This is a genomic window from Reyranella aquatilis (genome assembly GCF_020880995.1).
In the GTDB taxonomy this organism is placed as follows: domain Bacteria; phylum Pseudomonadota; class Alphaproteobacteria; order Reyranellales; family Reyranellaceae; genus Reyranella; species Reyranella aquatilis.
Genome location: NZ_JAJISD010000017.1, coordinates 35,686 through 58,083 on the forward strand (window position 1 = coordinate 35,686; position 22,398 = coordinate 58,083).

Annotated in this window: 21 protein-coding genes and 1 tRNA gene; 17 read left to right on the forward strand and 5 right to left on the reverse strand. The window is 67.0% G+C overall.

Features of this window, described 5'->3' with window-relative positions:
- Positions 1 to 33: 33 nt before the first annotated feature.
- Genes LJ725_RS27270 through LJ725_RS27300 form a run of 7 tightly spaced genes read left to right on the forward strand, consistent with a single transcriptional unit; the run spans position 34 to position 8,382 of the window.
- The gene (locus tag LJ725_RS27270; RefSeq protein WP_230554161.1) at positions 34 to 1,101 is read left to right on the forward strand and encodes a putative 2-aminoethylphosphonate ABC transporter ATP-binding protein; all 1,068 of its coding nucleotides are present in this window, start codon (positions 34 to 36) and stop codon (positions 1,099 to 1,101) included.
- Between the two features lie 47 nt (positions 1,102 to 1,148).
- Positions 1,149 to 2,786, forward strand: coding sequence for a putative 2-aminoethylphosphonate ABC transporter permease subunit (locus LJ725_RS27275; protein WP_230554162.1), 1,638 nt, complete (start codon positions 1,149 to 1,151; stop codon positions 2,784 to 2,786).
- Positions 2,787 to 2,806: 20 nt separating this feature from the next.
- The gene (gene prpF, locus LJ725_RS27280; protein WP_230554117.1) at positions 2,807 to 3,979 is read left to right on the forward strand and encodes a 2-methylaconitate cis-trans isomerase PrpF; all 1,173 of its coding nucleotides are present in this window, start codon (positions 2,807 to 2,809) and stop codon (positions 3,977 to 3,979) included.
- Entirely contained in the window at positions 3,976 to 5,118 is a 1,143-nt protein-coding gene (locus LJ725_RS27285; RefSeq protein ID WP_230554118.1) for an NAD(P)/FAD-dependent oxidoreductase, read from the forward strand. Before prpF ends, LJ725_RS27285 begins: the two co-directional genes overlap by 4 nt.
- A 29-nt stretch (positions 5,119 to 5,147) precedes the next feature.
- Entirely contained in the window at positions 5,148 to 6,485 is a 1,338-nt protein-coding gene (locus LJ725_RS27290; protein WP_230554119.1) for an aspartate aminotransferase family protein, read from the forward strand.
- A 17-nt stretch (positions 6,486 to 6,502) separates the two neighbouring features.
- Positions 6,503 to 7,477, forward strand: a complete 975-nt coding sequence (gene speB / locus LJ725_RS27295; RefSeq protein ID WP_230554120.1) for an agmatinase — start codon at positions 6,503 to 6,505, stop codon at positions 7,475 to 7,477.
- 56 nt (positions 7,478 to 7,533) lie between these two features.
- Complete coding sequence (locus tag LJ725_RS27300) at positions 7,534 to 8,382, forward strand: alpha/beta fold hydrolase (protein ID WP_230554121.1); 849 nt, start codon at positions 7,534 to 7,536, stop codon at positions 8,380 to 8,382.
- Positions 8,383 to 8,384: 2 nt separating this feature from the next.
- Here the strand turns inward: LJ725_RS27300 and LJ725_RS27305 are convergent, their stop codons facing one another.
- On the reverse strand, positions 8,385 to 9,530 hold the full coding sequence (locus LJ725_RS27305; protein ID WP_230554122.1) for an iron-containing alcohol dehydrogenase: 1,146 nt from the start codon (positions 9,528 to 9,530) through the stop codon (positions 8,385 to 8,387).
- Positions 9,531 to 9,584: 54 nt separating this feature from the next.
- On the opposite strand from LJ725_RS27305, the gene LJ725_RS27310 reads away from it, so the two are divergent.
- Genes LJ725_RS27310 through LJ725_RS27335 form a run of 6 tightly spaced genes read left to right on the forward strand, consistent with a single transcriptional unit; the run spans position 9,585 to position 15,388 of the window.
- Positions 9,585 to 10,979, forward strand: coding sequence for a M20 family metallopeptidase (locus LJ725_RS27310; protein ID WP_230554123.1), 1,395 nt, complete (start codon positions 9,585 to 9,587; stop codon positions 10,977 to 10,979).
- Between the two features lie 9 nt (positions 10,980 to 10,988).
- A complete protein-coding gene (locus tag LJ725_RS27315) occupies positions 10,989 to 11,546 on the forward strand; it encodes a sigma-70 family RNA polymerase sigma factor (protein ID WP_230554124.1) in 558 nt (185 codons plus the stop codon).
- Positions 11,543 to 12,208 (forward strand): ChrR family anti-sigma-E factor, encoded by a 666-nt coding sequence (locus LJ725_RS27320; protein WP_230554125.1) that lies wholly within the window; start codon positions 11,543 to 11,545, stop codon positions 12,206 to 12,208. The genes LJ725_RS27315 and LJ725_RS27320 overlap by 4 nt, the downstream gene beginning before the upstream one ends.
- A gap of 56 nt (positions 12,209 to 12,264) precedes the next feature.
- On the forward strand, positions 12,265 to 12,813 hold the full coding sequence (locus tag LJ725_RS27325) for a carboxymuconolactone decarboxylase family protein (protein ID WP_230554126.1): 549 nt from the start codon (positions 12,265 to 12,267) through the stop codon (positions 12,811 to 12,813).
- A gap of 24 nt (positions 12,814 to 12,837) precedes the next feature.
- Positions 12,838 to 14,349, forward strand: a complete 1,512-nt coding sequence (locus tag LJ725_RS27330; protein WP_230554127.1) for a M81 family metallopeptidase — start codon at positions 12,838 to 12,840, stop codon at positions 14,347 to 14,349.
- 31 nt (positions 14,350 to 14,380) lie between these two features.
- The gene (locus LJ725_RS27335; RefSeq protein WP_230554128.1) at positions 14,381 to 15,388 is read left to right on the forward strand and encodes a TauD/TfdA dioxygenase family protein; all 1,008 of its coding nucleotides are present in this window, start codon (positions 14,381 to 14,383) and stop codon (positions 15,386 to 15,388) included.
- Positions 15,389 to 15,394: 6 nt separating this feature from the next.
- Here LJ725_RS27335 and LJ725_RS27340 read toward each other — a convergent pair whose 3' ends face one another.
- Positions 15,395 to 16,447 (reverse strand): prolyl hydroxylase family protein, encoded by a 1,053-nt coding sequence (locus LJ725_RS27340; RefSeq protein ID WP_230554129.1) that lies wholly within the window; start codon positions 16,445 to 16,447, stop codon positions 15,395 to 15,397.
- Positions 16,448 to 16,607: 160 nt separating this feature from the next.
- Between LJ725_RS27340 and LJ725_RS27345 the strand changes: the two genes are divergently transcribed.
- Both LJ725_RS27345 and LJ725_RS27350 read left to right on the forward strand, forming a co-directional pair.
- Complete coding sequence (locus tag LJ725_RS27345; RefSeq protein WP_329958402.1) at positions 16,608 to 16,919, forward strand: Ku protein; 312 nt, start codon at positions 16,608 to 16,610, stop codon at positions 16,917 to 16,919.
- Positions 16,920 to 16,937: 18 nt separating this feature from the next.
- The gene (locus tag LJ725_RS27350; protein WP_230554131.1) at positions 16,938 to 17,105 is read left to right on the forward strand and encodes a hypothetical protein; all 168 of its coding nucleotides are present in this window, start codon (positions 16,938 to 16,940) and stop codon (positions 17,103 to 17,105) included.
- Between the two features lie 204 nt (positions 17,106 to 17,309).
- On the opposite strand, the gene LJ725_RS27355 is transcribed toward LJ725_RS27350, so the two are convergent.
- The 3 genes from LJ725_RS27355 to LJ725_RS27365 form a co-directional block, all read right to left on the reverse strand.
- Entirely contained in the window at positions 17,310 to 17,570 is a 261-nt protein-coding gene (locus LJ725_RS27355) for a hypothetical protein (RefSeq protein WP_230554132.1), read from the reverse strand.
- A gap of 699 nt (positions 17,571 to 18,269) precedes the next feature.
- Positions 18,270 to 18,344: transfer RNA gene (locus LJ725_RS27360), tRNA-Val, on the reverse strand.
- Between the two features lie 35 nt (positions 18,345 to 18,379).
- On the reverse strand, positions 18,380 to 19,084 hold the full coding sequence (locus tag LJ725_RS27365; protein WP_230554133.1) for an HAD-IA family hydrolase: 705 nt from the start codon (positions 19,082 to 19,084) through the stop codon (positions 18,380 to 18,382).
- 59 nt (positions 19,085 to 19,143) lie between these two features.
- Between LJ725_RS27365 and glmU the strand changes: the two genes are divergently transcribed.
- Together glmU and glmS are read left to right on the forward strand one after the other, a co-directional pair.
- The gene (gene glmU / locus LJ725_RS27370) at positions 19,144 to 20,517 is read left to right on the forward strand and encodes a bifunctional UDP-N-acetylglucosamine diphosphorylase/glucosamine-1-phosphate N-acetyltransferase GlmU (RefSeq protein ID WP_230554134.1); all 1,374 of its coding nucleotides are present in this window, start codon (positions 19,144 to 19,146) and stop codon (positions 20,515 to 20,517) included.
- Positions 20,518 to 20,543: 26 nt separating this feature from the next.
- Positions 20,544 to 22,367, forward strand: a complete 1,824-nt coding sequence (gene glmS / locus LJ725_RS27375) for a glutamine--fructose-6-phosphate transaminase (isomerizing) (protein ID WP_230554135.1) — start codon at positions 20,544 to 20,546, stop codon at positions 22,365 to 22,367.
- The last annotated feature ends 31 nt before the right edge of the window (positions 22,368 to 22,398 follow it).

Genomic DNA, 22,398 nt, shown 5'->3' on the forward strand with positions numbered 1-22,398 from the left:
CCGCCTGGCCCGCTCAGGATGATCGTGGCCGCCATGACCTACTATCTCGAAGTCAGAAATCTCTCCAAGCGGTTCGGCGATTTCACCGCCCTCCGTGACGTCTCGCTCGACGTCGTCGAGGGTGAGTTCGTCTGCTTCCTCGGCCCCTCGGGCTGCGGCAAGACCACCTTGCTGCGGAGCATAGCCGGCCTCGACCCGCAGACCTCGGGGACGATCAGCCAGAAGGGCCGGGACATCTCGGCGCTGCCGCCGGCGCAACGCGACTTCGGCATCGTGTTCCAGTCCTATGCGCTGTTCCCAAATCTCAGCGTGACCGACAATGTCGGCTACGGGCTGGTAAACCGCCGCCAGAACAAGGGTGCGATCGCCAAGCGTGTCGCCGAACTTCTGGCGCTGGTCGGCTTGCCCGATGCCGGTCCGAAGTATCCGGCACAGCTCTCCGGCGGCCAGCAGCAGCGCGTGGCGCTGGCTCGCGCGCTGGCCACGTCGCCGGGCCTGCTGCTGCTCGACGAGCCTCTGTCTGCGCTCGACGCGCGCGTCAGGCTTCGGCTGCGCCATGAGATAAAGGCGCTGCAGCGAACCTTGGGCGTCACCACCATCATGGTAACGCACGACCAGGAGGAGGCGCTGACCATGGCCGATCGCATCGTGGTCATGAACCACGGCGTCATCGAGCAGGTCGGGACGCCGCAGGAGATCTATCGCCGTCCGGCGACCGCCTTCGTGGCCGACTTTGTCGGCTCCATGAACTTCATGGCCGGCACCCTGGTTGCGCCGGACAGGGTGAAGGTGGCCGGAGTGGACTTCGCCTGTCCTCCGCAGGAGGGCCTTGCACCGGGGCAGAAGGTGAGCCTCTGCATCCGGCCCGAGGACGTGCGCGTCCGCGACCTGCCGGCCAACATCGCCAACCGCGTACCGGTCGAAGTGGCGGAGCTGGATTTCGTCGGCGCCTTCTGCCGCGCGACGCTGAAGGCGCAGGCGGCGGCGGATGTGGCCGTGACGGCCGACTTCTCCAGCAACCTGATCCGCGATCTCGGTGTCGAAATCGGCACGAAGCTCGACATCGCGCTGCCGCCCGACCGGCTCAGGGTCTTCGCTTGAGCCTGGTCGTTCCCGGGCTGAAGGTCGGCCTTTCGCGCGACGACCTGATGATGCGCGCCGGCGTCGTGCTGCTGGCCGCCATACTGCTCATGATGCTGGGCCTTCCGCTCTGGGCACTGCTCGCCAAGGGATTCGAGGATCGCGACGGCAAGTTCGTTGGGCTTGCCAACTACGTCTCCTACTTCTCGACGCCGGCTCTTTTCCAGTCGGCCCTCAACAGCCTCCAGGTGGCAACGATCACGACCCTGATCGTGGTCCCGCTCGCGTTCCTCTACGCTTATGCGCTGACGCGCACGGTGCTGCCGATGCGCTGGCTGTTCCAGGGCATCTCGCTGATCCCGATTTTCGCCCCCTCGCTGCTGCCAGGCCTGGCGCTGATCTATCTTTTCGGCACGCAGGGCTTCTTCAAGGCGCTGCTGGGCGGCGGCTCGATCTATGGCATCGACGGGATCGTCATCGCGCAGGTCTTCTACTGCTTCCCGCACGCGACGTTGATCCTGACGACCGCGCTGGCCACGGCCGATGCGCGCCTCTACGAGGCGGCCGAGGTGCTGGGTACCTCCAAACGCCGCATCTTCTTCACGGTCACTCTGCCCGGCGCAAAGTACGGCCTGATCAGCGCTGCGCTGGTCGTCTTCACCCTCGTGATCACCGATTTCGGCATCGCCAAGGTGATCGGCGGCAACTTCAACGTGCTGGCGACCGACGTGTACAAGAAGGTCATCGGCCAGCAGGACTTCTCGATGGGCGCGGTCGTCGGCATGGTGCTGCTGGCCCCGGCGGCGCTGGCCTTCCTGGTCGATCGGCTGGTCCAGCGCAAGCAGGTGGCACTGCTGACCGCCCGCGCCGTGCCGCTGGTGCCGCGGCCGAAACTCGGCCGCGATCTCTTCTTTACGGCGTTCTGCCTGCTGGTCTCTGCGGCGATCCTCACCATCCTCGGCATGGCGATCTGGGGCTCGCTGATCAAGTACTGGCCCTACAATCTCAGCCTCACACTCGACAATTACGACTTCGCCAAGTTCGACGCCAACGGCTGGGATTCGTACTGGAACTCGGTGCGCATGGCGCTGGGCGCGGCGGTGTTCGGCACGCTGCTGATGTTCACCGGCGCCTGGCTGAACGAAAAGACGCGCGGCTTCGGGATGATGCGCGGGGTCGTGCAATTCCTTGCCTTCCTGCCGATGGCGGTGCCGGGCCTCGTGCTGGGCCTTGGCTACATCTTCTTCTTCAACGCGCCTGGCAATCCGCTCGGTTTCCTGTACGCCACGATGGGCATCCTGGTGCTGAACACGGTGGCGCACTTCTACACGGTCGGCCATCTGACGGCGGCGACGGCACTGAAGCAGATTGATCCTGAGTTCGAGGCCGTTTCGGCTTCGCTCAAGGTGCCGATCTGGCGGACCTTCGTACGGGTGACGGCGCCGATCTGCCTGCCGGCCATTCTCGACATCGCCATCTACCTGTTCGTCAATGCCATGACGACCGTGTCGTCGGTGATCTTCCTCTATGCCCCCGACACCAAGCTCGCCTCTGTGGCGGCGGTGAACATCGAGGAGGCGGGCACGACCGCGGCCGCCGCGGCCCTGTGCGTGGTGATCGTGCTGACCTCGGCGGCCGTGAAGGCAGCCCACCTGATCGCCGACCGCTTCCTGTTCGCCCGCCTGCAGGTCTGGCGGCGCCGCTGATTTCGCGCGAACATCGCGCGATGAAGCAGCTTCGTATTCCCGCCGTCTACATGAGAGGCGGCACCAGCAAGGGCGTGTTCTTCCAGGCGCGGGACCTGCCGTCTGACCCGGCGGCGCGCGACCGGCTGTTGTTGCGGGTGATCGGCAGCCCGGACCGCTACGGCAAGCACACCGACGGCATGGGCGGGGCGACGTCTAGCACCAGCAAGGTCGTGATTCTGTCGAAGTCGGATCGTGAAGGCTGCGACGTCGATTATCGCTTCGGCCAGGTCGCGATCGACGCACCGGTCATCGACTGGTCGGGCAATTGCGGCAATCTCAGCGCCGCCGTTGGGGCCTGCGCCCTCGGCATGGGGCTTGTCGACGGTCCGGCCGATGGCATTGCGACGGTGCGGATCTGGCAGGCGAATATCGAGAAGGTGATCCTCAATCACGTGCCGATGCAGGGGGGCGAAGTGCTGGAGCTCGGCGACTTCGAACTCGACGGTGTGGCCTTTCCGGCGGCTGAGGTGAAGGTCGAGTTCCTCGATCCCGCCGCCGACGAGGAGGGCGGCGGCGGTGCCGGCGGAGGTGCCATGTTCCCGACCGGCAATCGGATCGACATCCTGGACGTGCAGGGTGTCGGTCGGCTCGAGGCGACGCTGATCAACGCCGGCAATCCGACGATCTTCGTCGATGCCGCGAGCCTCGGTCTCCAGGGCACCGAGTTGCAGGGCGACGTCAACGGCGACAAGGACTTGCTGAAACGGGTTGAGGCCGTTCGCGCGCTGGGCGCCGTTGCGATGGGCCTCGTCGCCACGCCGCAGGAGGCGACGGAGAAGCGGCCGCACACGCCCAAGCTTGCCTTCATCGCCAAACCTGCCGCCTACAGAGCGTCGGACGGCAAGCATCTCGGGGCCGATGCCATCGACCTGCTCGCGCGAATCTTCTCGATGGGCGTGCTTCACCACGCCATGACCGGCACCGGGGCCGTCGCCATCGCCGCCGCCGCGGCGATCCCGGGCACGATCGTGAGCCGCGTGGCGCCCACCGGCACCGACGGCCGTATCCGCTTCGGACACCCCTCGGGCACGCTCAGCGTTGGCGCCGAGGCGCGGGAAGACAACGGTCAATGGACCGTCGCCAGGGTCATGATGAGCCGTTCGGCGCGCCGCCTGATGGAAGGCTGGGTGACGGTGCCGGGCGAACCATGAAGTCTGACGTCGTGGTGATTGGTGGCGGGGCGATCGGGTCCTCGGTCGCCTACCATCTGAAGTCCGATCCCGCCTTCGGCGGCACGATCACCGTGGTCGAGCGCGATCCAGCCTATACGCGCGCCTCGTCGGCGCTGTCTGCGAGTTCGATCCGGCAGCAGTTCTCGACGCCGCTCAACATCCATCTGTCGCGCTTTGGGATCGAGTTCCTCCGCCGCGCACGGGAGTTGCTCGGCGTCGATCTCGGTCTCCGGGAGCCGGGCTATCTGTTTTTGGCGAGCCCGGCCGGCGAGGCGGTGCTGCGTGCGAACCACGCTGTTCAGAAAGCCGAGGGGTGTGCCGTCGACCTGCTTGATCCGGCGGCCCTGAAGGCGCGCTTTCCCTGGATCGCGGAGGAGGGGCTCGCGCTCGCCTCGCATGGCACGGCGAACGAGGGCTGGTTCGACGGGTCGTCTCTGATGCAGGGCTTCCGGAATACGGCGCGCGCACTCGGTGCGACCTATGTCGCCGACGAGGTCGTGTCGTTCGATGCGGCCGGTGTCGATCTGAAGGAGGGCGGACGTCTGGAGGCGCGTGCGGTCGTCTTGGCGGCGGGGCCCTGGTCGGGCGAGCTCGCAGGGCGATCGGGCATCGCGCTACCGGTGGAGCCGCGCCGGCGCTCGGTCTTCGTGTTCGACGTGCGCGAAGCGCCGGGTGTGACGCCGCTCACCATCGATCCGTCAGGCACGTGGTTCAGGCCGGAGGGGCGCTTCTACCTCGCAGGCACCACGCCGGCCGAAGGCAACGACCTGGCCGGCGCGCCGCTCGAGGTACAGCACCAAGAGTGGGACGACATGGTCTGGCCTGCTCTGGCGGCACGCGTACCGGCCTTCGAGGCGGCGAAGGTCGTGAACTCCTGGGCTGGCTACTACGAGTACAATACGTTCGACCAGAACGGCATCGTCGGCCGCCATCCCCGGATCGAGAGCCTGATCTTCGCCACGGGCTTCTCCGGCCACGGCATCCAGCAGTCTCCGGCGGTGGGCCGCGCCGTCGCCGAGCTGATCGTGCACGGGGAGTATCGGACACTCGATCTCAATACTTTTGGTTATGACCGCCTTGAATTGGGGCGGCCTATCCGGGAACTCAACGTCGTGTGATACTCCCTGCCTCACGCGAGGAGAGTGACGTGCCCGATCAAGCGCTGGTGAATTCGGATCTGCAATCTGCCCTGGCCGAAGCCAAGCAGGCCTATGTCGACCGCAACCCCCGGAGCTTCGCGCGCCATCAGGACGCCTGCGTGGCGATGCCGGGCGGCAACACCCGCACGACGCTGCACAATGCGCCGTTTCCGCTGACTGTCGTGCGGGGCGAGGGCTGCCGCCTGTGGGACGCAGACGGCCATGAATATATCGACGTGCTGGGCGAATATACCGCCGGCATCTACGGCCATTCCCATCCCGTGATCCGGGCTGCCATCGACAAGGCTCTGAACCATGGCTGGAACTTCGGCGGGCGCAACGAGAACGAGGGCAAGCTGGCCAAGCTGATCGCCGACCGCATGCCGTCGATCGACCTGGTGCGCTTCACCAACTCCGGTACCGAGGGCAACGTGATGGCGCTGGCGGGTGCCCGTGTTTATGCGCAGCGCAAGGGGCGCACGAAGGCCACGAAGGTCATGGTGTTCCACGGCGGCTATCATGGCGGCGTGCTCTACTTCGTGAGCGGCGGCAGTCCGGTGAACATGCCCTACGACTACGTGGTTGCCCCCTACAACGACATCGAAGGTACGAAGGCGCTGCTCGCCAAACACGGTGAGGAGATCTTCGCCGTCCTGCTGGAACCGATGCAGGGCAGCCATGGCTGCCTGCCGGGCGACGTCGACTTCCTGAAGGCGGTGCGTGAGGAGACCAAGGCGCGCGGCATCACCATGATCTTCGACGAGGTCATGACCTCGCGCCTCTCGCCGGGTGGCCTGCAGGCCAAGCACGGCATCACGCCGGACATGACGACGCTGGGCAAGTATATCGGCGGCGGCATGTCGTTCGGTGCCTTCGGCGGCAAGCGCGAGATCATGGAACTGTTCGATCCGACCAAGCCGGACGCGCTGCCCCATGCCGGCACCTTCAACAACAATGCTCTCACCATGGCGGCGGGCGTCGCGGGGTACGGCGAGGTCTACACGGCCGAAGCCGCCAAGGAGCTCAACGACCGCGGCGACCGGATCCGCGAGCGGCTGAACGCCATCTGCAGCAAGGCGGGGGTCGCCTTCCAGTTCTCCGGCATCGGCTCGATGATGACGGCGCACGCCACGTCGCGGCCCATCAGGACGGCGGCGGACATCGCGTCTTCTAATCAGGACGCGAAGGAGCTGTTCTTCTTCGACATGAGCGCGGCCGGCATCTGGATCGCCCGCCGTGGTTTCGTGGCCCTGAACGTCATGATCGGAGACGCCGAAGGCGACCGGTTCGTGGCGGCGGTCGAGGAGTTCGTTTCCGCCCGAAAGGCCCTGTTGCAGCCGTCTTGAAGGCTTAGACTGGGGGGATGAGCAAGAGTCAGGAATTCCCCCAGCCGGTTGCCGGCACCGTGGTGCCCCGCTTCGGCGACGTCGCCACCTTCATGCGCCTGCCGCTGTTCCGCGACCCGACGGCGGTCGAGATCGGCATGGTCGGCGTGCCCTGGGACGGCGGCACGACCAACCGTCCCGGCGCGCGCCACGGTCCGCGCCAGATGCGCGACCTCTCGACGATGATGCGGCGCATCCATCACGTGACCGGGATCGCGCCGTACGAGCTGGCCAGATGCGGCGATCTCGGCGACGCGCCGGTCAATCCTGCCAGCCTCGACGACTCCCTCGACCGCATCGAGAAGCACTACGCCAAACTCCACGCCGCCGGCGTCGTGCCGCTCTCGGCCGGCGGCGACCACCTGATCACGCTGCCGATCATGCGCGGCATCCGCAAAGGCCTGCCGCCGCTCGGCATGGTCCATTTCGACGCCCACAGCGACACCTGGGACACCTATTTCGGCGGCTTCAAGTACACGCACGGCACGCCGTTCCGCCGCGCCGTGGAGGAGGGGCTGCTCGATCCCAAGCGCGTGGTGCAGATCGGGATCCGCGGCTCGCTCTACAAGGCCGACGACAACCAGTGGGCGCTCGACCAGGGCATGCGGGTCATCACGATCGAAGAGTATTTCGACTTGGGCGTCGAGAAGGTGATCGAGGAGGCTCGCCGCGTCGTCGGCGCCGGCCCGACCTATGTGAGTTTCGACGTCGACGGTCTCGATCCGGCCTATGCACCTGGCACCGGCACGCCCGAGATCGGCGGCTACACCCCGCACGAGGCGCAGCGGATGCTGCGCGGCCTGCGTGGTCTCGATCTGGTCGGCGGCGATGTGGTGGAAGTCTCGCCGCCGTTCGACATGAGCGGCAACACCGCGCTCGTCGGCGTCACGATGATGTGGGAAATCCTCTGCCTGCTCGCCGAAGCGGTGGCGAAGCGGAAGGGTCGTATCTGAAGCGGCACCTTGACCGGGGATGGCGTCCGCCCCGGTGACGGCGCTATCGTCTGGACATGCGCACCCTTCTGCTCAGCCTCTTGTTCGCTTTCGTCGTCACCTCGGCCTCGGCACAGCCGGTGCCGCGCTGGATGACCCTTCCGCCCACGCCGACGCTCCCTCCCGCCGTGAGCAGTGGTCATGCACCGGTCAACGGCATCTCGATCTGGTATGCGACCTTCGGGAGCGGGCCGCCCGTCATCCTGCTGCACGGTGGGCTCGCCAACTCGAACTACTGGGGCCACCAGGTTCCGGAACTGGCGAAGACTCACCGTGTCATCGTCATGGACAGCCGCGGCCACGGACGCAGTACGCGCGATGCGCAGCCGTACGGATATGCGCTGATGGCCTCCGACGTGATTGGCCTCATGGACTTTCTGGGAGTCCCACAGGCCGCCGTGGTGGGGTGGAGCGACGGGGCGATCATCGGGCTCAGCATGGCGATGACGAACCCGCAGCGCGTATCGCGCCTCTTCGCCTTTGCCGCCAATTCCGATCCCGGCGGGGTCAAGGACGTGACCAAGAGCCCGGTCTTCATGGAGTTCATCGCGCGCGGCCAGAAGGAATACGAGGCGCTGTCGGCGACACCCCGAGACTACAAGAAGTTCGTCGACGAGATCAGCACCATGTGGGCGACACAGCCCAACTGGACGGCACGCGATCTCGCCGGCATCACGGTCCACACCTGGATCGTCGACGCCGATCACGACGAGGCAATCAAGCGCGAGAACACGGAGTTCATGGCGGGCGCGATACCCAACGCCGGACTGCTGTTGCAGCCCGAGGTCAGCCATTTCTCGATGCTTCAGGCGCCGCAGCAGTTCACCGACGACATCCGGCGCTTCCTCGAGAGGAAGTGGGACTGAGCCTACGCGGCCAGTTCCAGGATCTCCTTTACCTCGGCCGGCGTCGGGATCGGGCGCGGGTTGCGCGGCACCCACGGCGTGCCCATCGCCTGCTGGGCGATGCGGTCGAAATGCTCGCGGCCGATCTTCACGTCGGAGAGGGTGCGCGGCATGTCGAGGCCGCGGATGAACCGGTCGAGCACGTCGCCCGCATCCTCGCCGGGATGGCCCATGGCGCTGGCGATCAGCGCCTGGCGGTCGGCGTTGGCCGGCTTGTTCCAGCGCATGACCCACGGGAGCATGATGCAGGACGTATGGCCGTGCGGCACGTCGAAGACCGCGCCCAGCACGTAGCCGATGCCGTGGCTGGCGCCCATCGGTACCCCGGCGGCGAGGCCGGCCATCGAGAGCCATGAGCCGGTCTGGCAGTCGAGACGGGCGGCCATGTCGGTGGGATCCGCCTTCACCCGCGCCAGGCCGCGCGCCAGCAGTGAAAGGCCGTGCAGAGACGAAGCGTTGCTGAACTCGTTCGACTCGTTGGAGCAGACGCCCTCGACGCAGTGGTCGACCGCACGGATGCCGGTCGAGAGCAGGAGCCACATCGGCGTGTGACGCGTCACCTCGGGGTCGAGTACGACGGCCTGCGGGATAGTGAGGGGATGGCGGAACATCTCCTTCACCTTGGTCGCCTCGTTGGTGACGCCGGCGATGGCGGAGAACTCGCCGGCCGACAGGGTGGTGGGGATGGAGATCTGCCGTACGGTCGGCGGCTTCACGTCCACCGCGCCGCGGATGCGGTCCATGTCGTCGACCGTGCGCACGTCGTTCGACAGGCAGAGCTGGACGGCCTTGGCCGCGTCGGTGATCGAGCCGCCGCCCAGCGTGACGATCAGGTCGGCGCGGGCCTCCCGGGCCTGCTCCGCCGCGGCGATCACGGCGCTGCGGGGCGAATGGGCCGGCATGCGGTCAAAGGTGCCGACGCACTTGTTGCCGAGTGCCCGGCGCAGCTTCTCGATCTCGTCGGTCTCGCGGTTCAGCGTACCGCTCACCATCAGGAAGACGCGCGCGGCGCCGAGGCGCTCGACCAGCTCCGCCAGCGCCTCGGCGGCGGGCCGGCCGAAGATTACTTCCTCCATCCTGCTGAAAACGATGCGGCCCGAAGCGGTCATGCTCTTCTCCCTGTAAGTTTGCTATCGTGGCGTCGAAAACTGGCAAGGGAAAGCATGACCGGGACACGGGATGGCGCGATCGCCCGCGCAGAGAAATACTTCGACGACGGCGGCTTCCTCGAGGAGCTGCAGCGCCGGGTCGCCATTGCGACGACCAGCCAGGAGCAGGGCTCCATGCCCGCCCTGCAGCAATACGTCTCCGGCGAGATGACCCAGTCCCTGGAGAAGCTCGGCTACGACTGCACGGTGCTGCCCAACCCGCGCAGCGAGTATGGTCCGTTCCTGATCGCCCGCCGGGTCGAGGATCCTTCCAGGCCGACGGTCCTGACCTACGGCCATGGCGACGTGATCCGGGGCCAGGAGGAGCAATGGCGGGCGGGCCTGTCGCCCTGGAAGATCGTGATCGAGGGCGACAGGATGTATGGCCGCGGCACGGCCGACAACAAGGGGCAGCACACGATCAACATCGCCGCCTTGGCCTCGGTCATGCAGGAGCGCGGCTCGCTCGGGTTCAACTCGACCATCCTGATCGAGACAGGCGAGGAGACCGGCTCGCCGGGCTTGGCCGATTTCTGCAAGGCTCATAAGGACGCGCTCAAGGCCGACGCGCTGATCGCTTCGGACGGACCGCGGCTCGACCATCGCCGTCCAACCATCTTCGGCGGCACCCGGGGCACGCTGAACTTCAACCTGAAGCTCACGATGCGCGAGGGAGGGCACCATTCCGGCAACTGGGGCGGTCTGCTGGCCAACCCCGGAATCATCATGGCCCATGCGCTGGCCACCATCACCGACGAGCGCGGCCAGATCAAAGTGCCCGAGTGGCGGCCCAAGACGCTGACCAATTCGATCCGGGCGGCGCTGGCCGACGCCCATGTCGACGCGGGCGAGGGCGCGCCCGAGATCAACGAGGACTGGGGCGAGAAGTCGCTGACCCCGGTCGAGCGGGTGTTCGGCTGGAACAGTTTCGAGGTGCTGGCCTTCAAGACCGGCAATCCCGACCGCCCGGTCAATGCCATCCCGCCCAGCGCCATCGCCTACTGCCAGCTGCGCTTCGTGGTCGGCACCGATCCGCACGACATTGTCCCGGCCTTGCGGCGGCACCTCGAGAAGCACGGCTTCGGCCAGATCCAGGTCGAACAGGCCCGCGACGTGATCATGAACGCGACACGGCTCGATCCGGAGAACCCCTGGGCGAAGTTCGCCTCCAGCTCGATCGAGAAGACGGCCGGGCAGAAGCCCAACATGCTGCCCAACCTCGGCGGGTCGCTGCCCAACGAGGTCTTCACCGACATTCTGGGCCTGCCGACCGTGTGGGTGCCGCATTCCTACGCCGCCTGCTCGCAGCATGCGCCGGACGAACATCTGCTGGCGCCGGTGGCGCGCGACGGATTGCGCCTCATGACCGGGCTTTTCTGGGATTTGGGTGCTCAGGGCCGGCCGGGGTAAACTCCCCCGATGCTTTCAGCCGACGAGGCCGCCGACCTGATCGAAGCCATCGCGACCCGTCAGGATCGTGCGGCTTTTGCCCGACTTTTCAATCACTTCGCCCCAAGGATGAAGGCTTTCATCATGCGGGGCGGGGCAGATGCAGAGGCCGCGCAGGAAGTGGCGCAGGAAGCGCTGATCATGGTCTGGCGCAAGGCCGCCAGCTTCGACCGCACCCGGGCCTCCGCGACGACGTGGCTTTACACGATCGCCCGCAACAAGCGGATCGACCTTTTGCGGCGCAACAACCGGCCCGCCATCGACGTCGAAGACTGGCTCACGTTTTTTGCGCCGGAAGACGCGGATGCCGACAAATCCGTTCTGGCGGGTCAGACGTATACCCGCGTGAAGGAGCTGCTCTCGGGGCTTTCGCCGGATCAACTGCTGGTGATCGAAAAGGCGTTCTTCGAGGACAAGACTCATACGGCGATCGCCGAGGAGTTGAAGCTCCCCCTTGGAACGGTGAAGTCGCGCATTCGTCTCGCGCTCGGGCGCCTGCGGGATGCGCTGGAGAAAGACGAGTCATGAGTAGCCATCCGGCCCCCGAAGAACTTCTGCTGGACTACGTCGCCGGAGCCCTGCCTGCCGGACCGGAACTTGCGGTCGCGCTGCACGTGGCGCTGGACCCGGCATCGCGGGAAACGGTCGATCGTCTCACCGCGCTGGGTGGCGCCCTCCTGGAGCGCGAACCTGCCGGAGCGGTGGACGCCGGGCTCGGTACCGTGCTGGAGCGCACGCTGGCGCGGCTGGACGACGTCCCTGTCGAACCGAAGCCTTCCTCCCGCCGCCATCGCCACCCCGGCTTCGAGTGGGCGCCGGCCCCGCTGGTTCCGCACCTGCGCCCCGGGATGGATTGGCGCCGCGTGATGGGCAAGTTCGACGAGATCCGTCTCGATCTGCCGGGCGACTTCCATCGCGTGTCGCTGCTGCGGCTTGAGTCGGGACGCGGGCTGCCCGAGCACAAGCATCCGGGCTACGAATATACGGTGGTGCTCCAGGGCGGCTATACCGACGAGACCGGCAGTTATGGCGTCGGCGATTTCGCTGTGGGCCCCGGTTCGGTGCGTCACGAGCCTATCGCCGACCCGGGCGAGCCGTGCATCGCGATGATCGTGGTCGAGAAGCCGATCGTCCTGACGGGCCCCTGGGGGCGCTGGCTCAATCCGCTGGTCAGTCGCGGCCTGATCTGAGAGCGTTGACCGCGAAAGGGGTTCCCTGCAGGCTTGAGGCCTGAAAAGGGGACCCAATGGCGCGTATTCCGTACTACGAAGTCGAGAACGCCACCGGCAAGCATGCCGAGCTTCTCGGCAAGCTCAATCCGATGCTCAACATCTACAAGATGCTGGCCAACTCCGAGCAGGGGGCCAAGGGCTTCCTGCGCATGGGCAACGGACTGCTCTATCGTTGCGAGCTGAACCCGGTGCTGCGGGAACTGGCGATCATCCGCGTTGGCCGCCTGAGCCGCACCGCCTATGAAGTCTTCCAGCACGAGCGGATCGGCCGCGATGTCGGGGTCAGCGAGGAGAAGATCGCCGCCCTGCGCGACGCCACCATCGAGGCGCCGGCCTTCGACGACAACGAGAAAGCGGTGCTGCGCTACACCGACGACGTGGTGCGCAACGTCCGCGCCTCCGACAAGACGCTGAAGGCGGTGCAGGCCTTCCTGACGCCGGGCGCGCTGGTCGAGCTCACCCTGACCATCGGCTACTACATGATGGTCTGCCGCTTCCTCGAATCGATGGGCGTCGATGGCGAGGAAGGTCAGGCGGAGTGGCTCAAGACCGCCAAACTGTAAGCGCTGAGCGTTAGGAGTAACGAAATGGCGTACCGCGTCCTGATCGCGCAGTTCATGCACGAGACCAATACCTTCAGTAAACTGAAGACCACGCTGGAGGACTACCGCAAGCGCTGGCTGATCGAGGGCGAGGCGATGGTGCCGCGGTTCACGGGCACGAAGAACGAGGTCGGCGGCTACATCGATTCGGTGAAGAAGTACGGCTGGGAGCCGGTCTGGGCCGCCGCGGCCAATGCGACGCCATCGGGCAAACTCACCAGGGAGACCTGGGAGCATATCCGCGACCTGATCCTCGGGGCGGCGAAGAAGGCGGGCAGGCTCGACGCGATCTGCCTGTCGCTGCATGGCGCGGCAGTCACGGAGACCGAGGACGATGCGGAGGGTGCACTGCTCGGCGCCCTGCGTGCCATCGTCGGGCCGGACATTCCGATCGTTGCCACGCTCGACCTGCATGCCAATGCGACGGCCACGATGGCGCGCCACGCCAATGCGCTGGTGAGTTACCGGACCTATCCGCACATCGACGGCTACGAGCGAGCGGTGCAGGCTGCGGCGCTGGTCCAGGAGACGCTGGAGGGCAAGAAGCAGCCGAAGTGCCTGCTGGTCCAGCCCGCCATGCTGCAGGGCGCGGATTCCGGCAAGACCACCCAGCCCGGCCTGATGCGCGACCTGCTGGCGAGGGCCGATGCCTTCGAGAAGGAGCCGGGTATCAACGTCGTCAGCGTCCAGGCGGGCTTCACCTGGGCCGACATTCCCTATACCGGCCCGTCGATCGCGGTCAGCCACGAGCCCGGCGCCGAGAAGCGCGCGCGCGAGATGGCGGCCGAACTGCTCGACGAGATCTGGAAGCGGCGCGACGTGAACACCTCGAACTACCGGCCGATCGCCGATGCGATCGCGGCGGCCAAGGCGGGTGTCGGCAAGGAGGGACCGCTGGTGGTGGCCGACGGCACCGACAATCCGGGCGGTGGCGGCTACAACGACACGACGCCGGTGCTGCAGGCCCTGATCGACGCCAAGGTCGACAACGTGGCCTTCGGCACCATCTTCGATCCGGGCACGGTGCAGCAGGCGATCGCGGCCGGCGTCGGCGCCGAGATCGACGTCGTGCTGGGCGGCCATACGGATCCCTCGATGGGCGCGCCGGTGAAGGCGCGGGCGCGCGTGAAGATCCTGTCCGACGGGTCTTTCAAGAACGACGGGCCGATGAATGCCGGCGTCGAGACGTCGATGGGGCCGACCGCGGTACTGCGCATCGGTGGCATCGACGTCGTCACCATCTCCAACCGCATCCAGACGATCGACCTGCAGGTCTTTCTCAGCCAGGGAATCGACCCACGGACGAAGAGCGTGGTGGTGGTGAAGAGCGTGCAGCACTTCCGCGCCGCCTACGCGCCGATCGCCCGCGAGATCGTGCTGGTCGATTCGGGCGGCATCTGCTCGCCCGATCTCACGCGCCTGAAGTTCACCAAGCTCAGGCGGCCGATCTGGCCGCTCGACGGCGTCAACGATCCCTACGCGGGGCAGCGCGCCTGAGCGTTGGCATGACACTGGCATGAGGATCGGCATGAACATCACACGCGAGGCGCCGTTGCCCGGCGCATCCTTCGGCGCCACCCTGCGGTTGGCGGGCGATGCCGCGGAGATCGTGGCGGCCGCCGAGCGCGATCCCGGCCGCCTGCCGGCCGAACTCGCGGCGGCAAGGGGGCTGCTGCTGATCCAGGGCATGAACGGGATTTCCGACGATCCGGACCTGCTGATCCGGCTCAGCCGCGTCTTCGGGCCCGAGGTCGAGGACTATCGGCATACGCTGACCGACCTGAAGGCGGTGCATGTGTCGGTGCCGGAGATCCTGCTGGTGTCCAACATGGCGCCGGTCTCCAAGGCGCCGCCCAAGCGGCCCGATCCGCCGCTGGCCGCCGACGGGCTGATCCCGACCCAGTATCCGCATCGCAAGGGCTGGCACACCGACCAGAGCTATCGCCGGCCGCCGCCCGACATCTCGCTGTTCTATGCCGTGACACCGGCGCAGCGCGACACCGGCCAGACACTGTTTGCCAACGGCATCCTGGCCTACGAGGCGCTGCCGCCGGCGCTGAAGGCGAAGGTCGAGACCCTGGTCGGCCTGCACGCCCAGCCGGGCACCGGCCGGTCGCGCGAGGCCGCGCTGGCGGGCCGCCCGCCGCGTGCCTTCGCGCCGCACGAGCGCTCGCAGCCGCAGCCGGTCGTGCGCACCCACCCCGTGACGGGGGAGAAGTCCCTCTACCTCTGCGAATGGGGCCAGATGGACTGGTTCGAGGGACCGTTCGTCGGGCTGGAGCCGGGCCCGCACGGCGCGGGCGCGGCACTGCTCGACGAGATCATGGCGCACTATACGCAGCGCCGCTTCTGCTACGCCCACGAATGGACCGAGGGCGATCTGCTGATCTGGGACAATCGCTGCCTCGTCCATGCCGCCACCTGGTTCGACGGCGACCGCGAGGGCCGGCTGATGTGGCGCACCACGGTGCACGGCAATCCCGGCCCCCAATATGCCGGCGAGAAGAAGAGCTGGATTCCGGCGGCAGCCGAGTAGGGCGGGTCAGCGCTTCTGCCGGAAGAAGGTGGTGAGCGCATAGCGGCGGCCGCGGGTGACGGGGCCGACAGCGTGCAGCAGCGCGCAGGAGAAGACGGCGGCCGCACCGGCGGGCGGGCTGACGCGCACACCTGCATATTCGGGAAACACCAACTCGCCACCCTCGAAATCGTCGTTGAGGTTCAGCGATACGGCGAAGGCGCGGTCGGCGGTGGTCGGCGCGCCGTTGTCGCGATGGGCGGCGAAGAAGTGGCCGCCCTCGGCGCTGTAGGACAACACGACATGGGCATCGAAGGTGAACTCCCGGTCGAAGGCAAAGACCTTGGTGAGTTCCGGCCCGATGCGATAGGCGAGGCGATCGGACACCGCCTTCTGCATCATCGGCTCGACGATCATGTAGTCCTCGGTGCGCTTCAGCTTCGCCATGTCGACGTTGCCGTAGCGGCTCGAGACGCCTGAATCCTTGTGATCGCCCTTGGCCCAGAGGCGCATCAGCTGGGTGCAGAAGTCGGGCTCGAAGACGCGGGGCAGGACCAGGACCGGCGCCATCGCGGTGTTGAGCAGCAGGTCGGCGCCGCCATTGGCGCGCACCGAATCGGCGAGGGGGCCGATCGCTTCAGTCGCCGCCGCCAGGGCGCGCGTGTCGAAGGTGGCGGCCACGCGTTGGTTGGGATCGAGCACGATCACGCGCTGGCGCAGTCCCATCGCCTGGCCGAAGGAGACGGCGCCACCCTGTGCGAGCAGGGCTGTCAGATACTGGCCCTTCGGGTCGCACAGCAGGAGGGGCTGTTCCGGCTCGGCGCCGAGCTTTTTCCAGGCGGGCGCTGCCCGCGCGATCTCGGAGCCTGTGACGATCACCAGCGTCGTCGAGGCCCGTTCGCAGGCGGCACGCAGGTCGCCGAACTGCGTAGGATCGAGGGCCGTCAGATCGGCCACGACCAGGAGCGTCACAGGAGCGCCGCCGAACGACCAGACGAACTTGCGGAGCTTGCCGTCCAGCCCCGGCAGGGCGAAATCCGGAAGGCGGTCTCCGGGCCTGAGCGACAGCATGTTGGTCATGGCCGCTGGTAGCAGTGCCCCGTGGGCCGTTCAAGCGGCGGGCGGATCGTCCCTTGGCGTCTTCGGAATGGCCCACGATGCAGCCGCGCTGCTTCGCGGAAACGCGGGGTAGCGAGGCAGGTCCACCTTCCGGCCGCCGCGGGTAGAGACTCCATGCGGCGTGTCCCAGGCCTTCGCTGTCATCCGCGAGGCGATGAAGAAGAAGGGCATGGTCGCCATCGGACGTTTGGTCATGAGTACGCGCGAGAGGGTGTGCGCGATCGAGATCGAGGAGGACGGTCTCGTGCTAACCACGCTTCGCACCGCCGAAGAGGTCCGCACCCTCGACGAAATCGGCCATTCGGATCTCCCGAAGCCAGATTCGCAGATGCTCGATATCGCGGAAAAGATCGTGGCCCAACAGTCCGGCGAGTTCGATGCCAGCGAGTTCAACGACCGCTATGAGGATGCTCTTCGCGACCTGATCGAGTAGAAGAAGAAGGGCCGTCCGGTGAAATCCACCAAGCCGCGCGAGGCGGACGATACCAATGTGATCGACCTCATGGCAGCGCTGAAGCGTAGCCTCCAGGGCGACGGTCCCGTCGAGCGACGAAAAGAGACGTCGGCCAAGACGAAGAAGGCAGCCAACACGAACAGGCGGAAGGGAAGGGCAGCATGAACGTCCAACTCCCCTTGCCGACGGGATAGGCTCGGCAGTTCACCAGCGTGCCGGGCCTCCCCCGACCGTCTCGATATGCTGGAGCACGCCAAGGTCCGCCCGGATCGAAATCCGACAGGTTCTGGTAGGGACAATCGACGAGTTCGGCGTCCGGCTGCGCGCGAGCGCCACCGTCGGCGCGATGATCCAGGAGAACAGGCGCGCTCAGGCTCCTGCCGATCGTCCCTGAAGGTCAGGGTGCGGAGTGGGGGCGTTTTGTTTTGGCGGCCCGAGAAGATCGTTCGCGAGACTTGTCGCCATTTCCTGCGAGAAAACCAGCAGGACGTTCTTCCCGCCCTGGATGCCGTCTGCCTTTACGGCGGAAAGGGATTTGTGCCGAAGACGTAGCATGATCGTGCCCGGCTTCTCTCCTTTCACGACATCCCAGTGCAGCGGGATTTCCACGTCCGAAGACAACTTTGCCATACCGATCTCCCCCTCAATATGGTCACACGATGGCGCGCCGAGCTTTCAATCCGCTGACGCCGTGGGGCGGGTTGAGAAAACGGCTTTGACCGACAGAATGGCCGGCCAGGAATAAAACGGCGCTCGGGGGTGAGTGGCGGATGGTGGGGCCTGCATCGCCCCCACAACTAGGTCCGGGCGTCGCTGCCCGTCCTACCGGTGTGCAGGATAAATCGCCGTGTCGCACCCGCCGCGGCCACTCTAGGCGCCGCGCTGCAGACCTTCAATTGGCCGTCGGGGCTACTCCCCGTCGCGGCCGTTGTAGCCGCCAACGGTGAGCTGGGCCGTGGCGTGCGCTCCGACGCCCGGATCTTGATACCGGACTGAGCGATCACGCACTCGATCGCGCCGGCTTCCCCGCTTCTCGAAGCTGATCAGCCGGCAATTGAAGTCGGCTGACTCCCATGCGGCATAGACGTATCAGCCGCGTGACGGCGAGGCGATCGGCCATCGCCTTGGGCTCGGCGGTCTCGGCTCGATCGTCGGTGCGTAAAAGCTGGCCCCGGCGCAGGCGCGCAGCGAAGGGAAATTCGCGAATGTGCGATTGGTGGCTGCCCAAACTGCGTCCAGCCATGGCGAACCATAGCGGAACGCTTGCCTCGGCTGCGGGTGGGCACGAGGGCCAACGGAGAATTTAGATAACGTTTTCCGGAGGGTAGATGGTGGGCGCTGTAGGGATTGAACCTACGACCCCACCCGTGTGAAGGGTGTGCTCTCCCGCTGAGCTAAGCGCCCGGAAGGCGCGCGTATAAGGCAGTCGGGGAAGGCCGTCAACGCCCCGCTGCCAGTCCCGCCAGCGCAGCGGGCAGGGCATCGAAACGGTCGATCACCGCATCGGCCTCCAACTCGCGGGCGGGCTTCGCGGTGTAGCCCCAGCTCACCAGGACGGCCGGGATTCCGGCACCGCGCGCGGCCTCCGCGTCGTGGGTCGAATCGCCGATCATCACGGCGCGGTTCGGGTCGGCGCCCATGCGCTCCAGCAGCATCAGCAGGTGGCGCGGGTCGGGCTTGCGGACCGGGAAACTGTCGGCCCCGGCCACGTCACTGATCGGCGGCATCAGCTTCAGGTGCTCGAGAATCATGCGCGACGGCTTCTCGAACTTGTTGGTGCAGACGCCCTGCTTGAGGCCGATGCGCGCGAACGTGGCGACCACGTCGGAGACGCCGGCAAAGGCCGTCGTATGGCTGATCGGATCGGCCTCGTAGTAGCGCACGAACTCCCGCGTCACGGCGGTCAGCGTGTCGTCGTCCAGCGTCCGGCCATGCTTGGCGAAGGCCTTGCCCATGGTGACCTTGCTGCCCTGGCCCATGAAGATCCGCACATCGTCTTCTGTGACGGCCGGCAGGCCGTGGTCTGCCAGCACGTTGCTGACGGCCAGCTGCATGTCCTTGGCGCTGTCGATCAGGGTGCCGTCGAGGTCATAGAGGACCGTGTCGAAGCGGGCGGTGACGATTGTTTGGGCATCTTTCTGCATGCCGTGCTCTCTAGCATATCCGCCTTGCCCCCCCGCCAGCCTCATGGCATCGGACGGACATGAAATCTCCGATTGCCGTGGTCGTGCTCGCAGCCGGCGCCGGAACCCGCATGAAGTCGGCCCTGCCGAAGGTGCTGCATCCGCTCGCGAACCTACCGATGGTGGCCCATGTGCTGGCCAATGCAGCCGCCCTGAAGCCGAGCCGGATCGTCGGCGTGATCGCGCCCGGCGCGACGGCGGTGGCCGAGGCCTTCGCACCCCATCCGACGGTCGTCCAGAGCAAGCCGCTGGGCACGGGGCACGCCGCCCGGGCCGCCCTGGGGGTGCTCCAGGGCCATGAGGGGCCGGTTCTGGTCGTATTCGGCGACGCGCCGCTGGTGACGACGCAGAGCCTGCGCCGGCTGGTCGCCGCCTGCGGGAAGGCCCGTGCCGCGGTCGGCGTGCTGGGCTTTACGGCGCGCGATCCGTCGCCCTATGGCCGCCTGATCGTCGAGGGCGGCGAGCTGGTGAAGATCGTCGAGAGCAAGGACGCCGACGCCGCGGAGCGCGCGGTCGACTTCTGCAATTCCGGCGTGATGTGCATCGACGGCCGGCTGATCGCGACGCTGTTGGGGGCGATCCGGAACGACAATGTGAAGCGCGAATTCTACCTCACCGACGCCGTGCGCATCGCCCGCGCGGCCGGCCACAAGGCGATCGCCGTGGCGGGCGAGGAGGCGGAATTCCAGGGCATCAATTCGCGCGTCGAACTGGCCGTGGCCGAGCAGGCGCTGCAGCAGCGACTGCGCCAGGCCGCGATGATCGGGGGCGTGACAATGACTGATCCAGGCACGGTCTGGCTGTCGGCCGACACGAAGTTCGGCACCGACGTCACGATCGGGCCGAACGTCCGCTTCGGGCCGGGCGTCAGCATCGGCGCCGATACCGTGATCAAGGCCTTCTGCGACATCGAGGGGGTGCGCGTCGGCAGGGGCGCCATCATCGGGCCGTTCGCGCGCATCCGCCCGGGATCGGAAGTGGCCGACGACGTGCATATCGGCAACTTCGTGGAGCTCAAGGCGACGCGCATGGGGCGGGGCGCCAAGGCGAACCATCTCGCCTATCTGGGCGATGCCGACATCGGGACGGGCAGCAACATCGGGGCCGGCACGATCGCCGTGAACTACGATGGCTTCGGCAAGCACCGCACGGTCATTGGGCCGGACGTGTTCATCGGCTCCAACAGCTCCCTGGTGGCGCCGCTCAAGGTCGGCCGGGGGGCGAACGTCACCGCCGGCAGCGTGGTGACCGAGGACGTTCCCGCCGACGCGCTGGCGTTCGGCCGCGCCCGCCAGGTCACAAAGAAGGGGCGGGCCTCGGCCCTTCGTGCGAAACTCCGCGACCGTGCCGCCGCGGCGAAGAGAGCTGCCACGGAGCGGTCCGGCAAGAACTAGTCACCCTCCCGTTCGAGACAGACCCCATGTGCGGCATCATCGGCATCATCGGCAAAGCGCCTGTCACGCCTCTCCTGGTGGACGCGCTGAAGCGGCTCGAGTATCGCGGCTACGATTCGGCCGGCGTCGCCACCCTGGTGAACGGCCACATCGACCGCCGCCGCGCTGAAGGCAAGCTGGTGAACCTGGAGGCGCGGCTCAAGGCCGAGCCGCTCGCGGGCACGATCGGTATCGGGCACACGCGATGGGCCACTCACGGCAAGCCCTCCGAGCGCAATGCCCATCCGATCGCCACTGACCGTGTGGCGGTGGTGCACAACGGCATCATCGAGAATTTCCAGGAGCTCAAGGCCGAAATGGAAGCCGAGGGCCGCCGGTTCGACAGCGATACCGACACCGAGGTCGTCGCCCAGCTGATCACCTCGTATCTCGAGCGGCAGATGTCGCCCGAGCAGGCGATGGGCACGGCGATGGGACGCCTGCGCGGCGCCTTCGCGCTCGCCGTCCTCTTCGCGGGCCGGCACGACCTGCTGATGGGAGCCCGCCGCGGCAGCTCGCTGGCGGTCGGCTACGGCGACGGCGAGATGTACATCGGCACCGATGCGCTGGCGCTCGCCCCGTTCACCAAGCGCGTCAGCTACCTGGAGGACGAGGACTGGGTGGTCGTGCGTCCCGACGGCTGCACGGTGTTCCAGGGCAAGACCGAAGTGAAGCGCGAGATCCGCCAGACCGGGCTCAGCGGCGCCATGATGGGCAAGGGCAACCACCGCCACTTCATGCTCAAGGAGATCCACGAGCAGCCGGCGGTGATCGGCGACACGCTGCACAGCTACGTCGACCCCGCGACGCGCACCGTGGCACTGCCGGCCCTGCCGTTCGACTGGAACAAGGTGAGCCGCATCACCATGACCGGCTGCGGCGGCGCCTACTATGTCTGCATGGTCGCGAAGTACTGGTTCGAGCAGATCGCGCGTTTGCCGGTCGAGGTCGAGCTGGGGTCCGAGTTCCGCTACCGCGCGCCGCCGCTGCCCGAGGGCGGGGTCTGCATCGCGGTGTCCCAGTCGGGCGAGACCGCCGATACGCTGGCCGCGGTGCGCTACGCCAAGGCGCAGATGCAGCACATCCTGGCGGTCGTGAACGTGCCGGAGAGCGCCATCGCCCGCGAGGCGAACGTCGTTCTGCACACACTGGCCGGCCCCGAGATCAGTGTCTGTTCGACCAAGGCCACGACCACGCAGCAGACCGTCCTTCTGGCCACCGCGATCGCCGCCGGCCGCGCCCGCGGCACGATCTCGGCGGCCGAGGAGGCGCGTCTCGTCGCGGCGCTGATCGAGCTGCCGGCGCTGATCAACGAGGCGATGAACATGGAGGCGCAGTACCGGGGGATCGCCGACGGCGTGCTCGCCGAGGCGCGCGACGTGCTCTATCTCGGCCGAGGCACGTCCTATCCGGTCGCGCTCGAGGGCGCCCTGAAGCTGAAGGAGATTTCCTACATTCACGCCGAGGGCTATGCCGCCGGCGAGATGAAGCACGGGCCGATCGCGCTGATCGACGAACTGGTGCCGGTGGTGGTCGTGGCGCCCAACGATTCGCTGTTCGACAAGACAGCATCGAACTTCGAGCAGGTGAAGGCGCGTGGCGGCAAGCTGGTGCTGCTGAGCGACTCCGACGGCGTGAAGCGGCTCGGCCCCCAATCGGTGGCGACGCTCACCATGCCCGCGATCGATCCCGTGGTGGCGCCGATCCTCTACACGATCCCGGTGCAGCTGCTGGCCTATTACACCGCCATCGCCAAGGGCACCGACGTCGACCAGCCGCGCAACCTCGCGAAGAGCGTCACCGTCGAATAGGCGAAGGGCGTCCCGCGGCCTTCCGGAACCT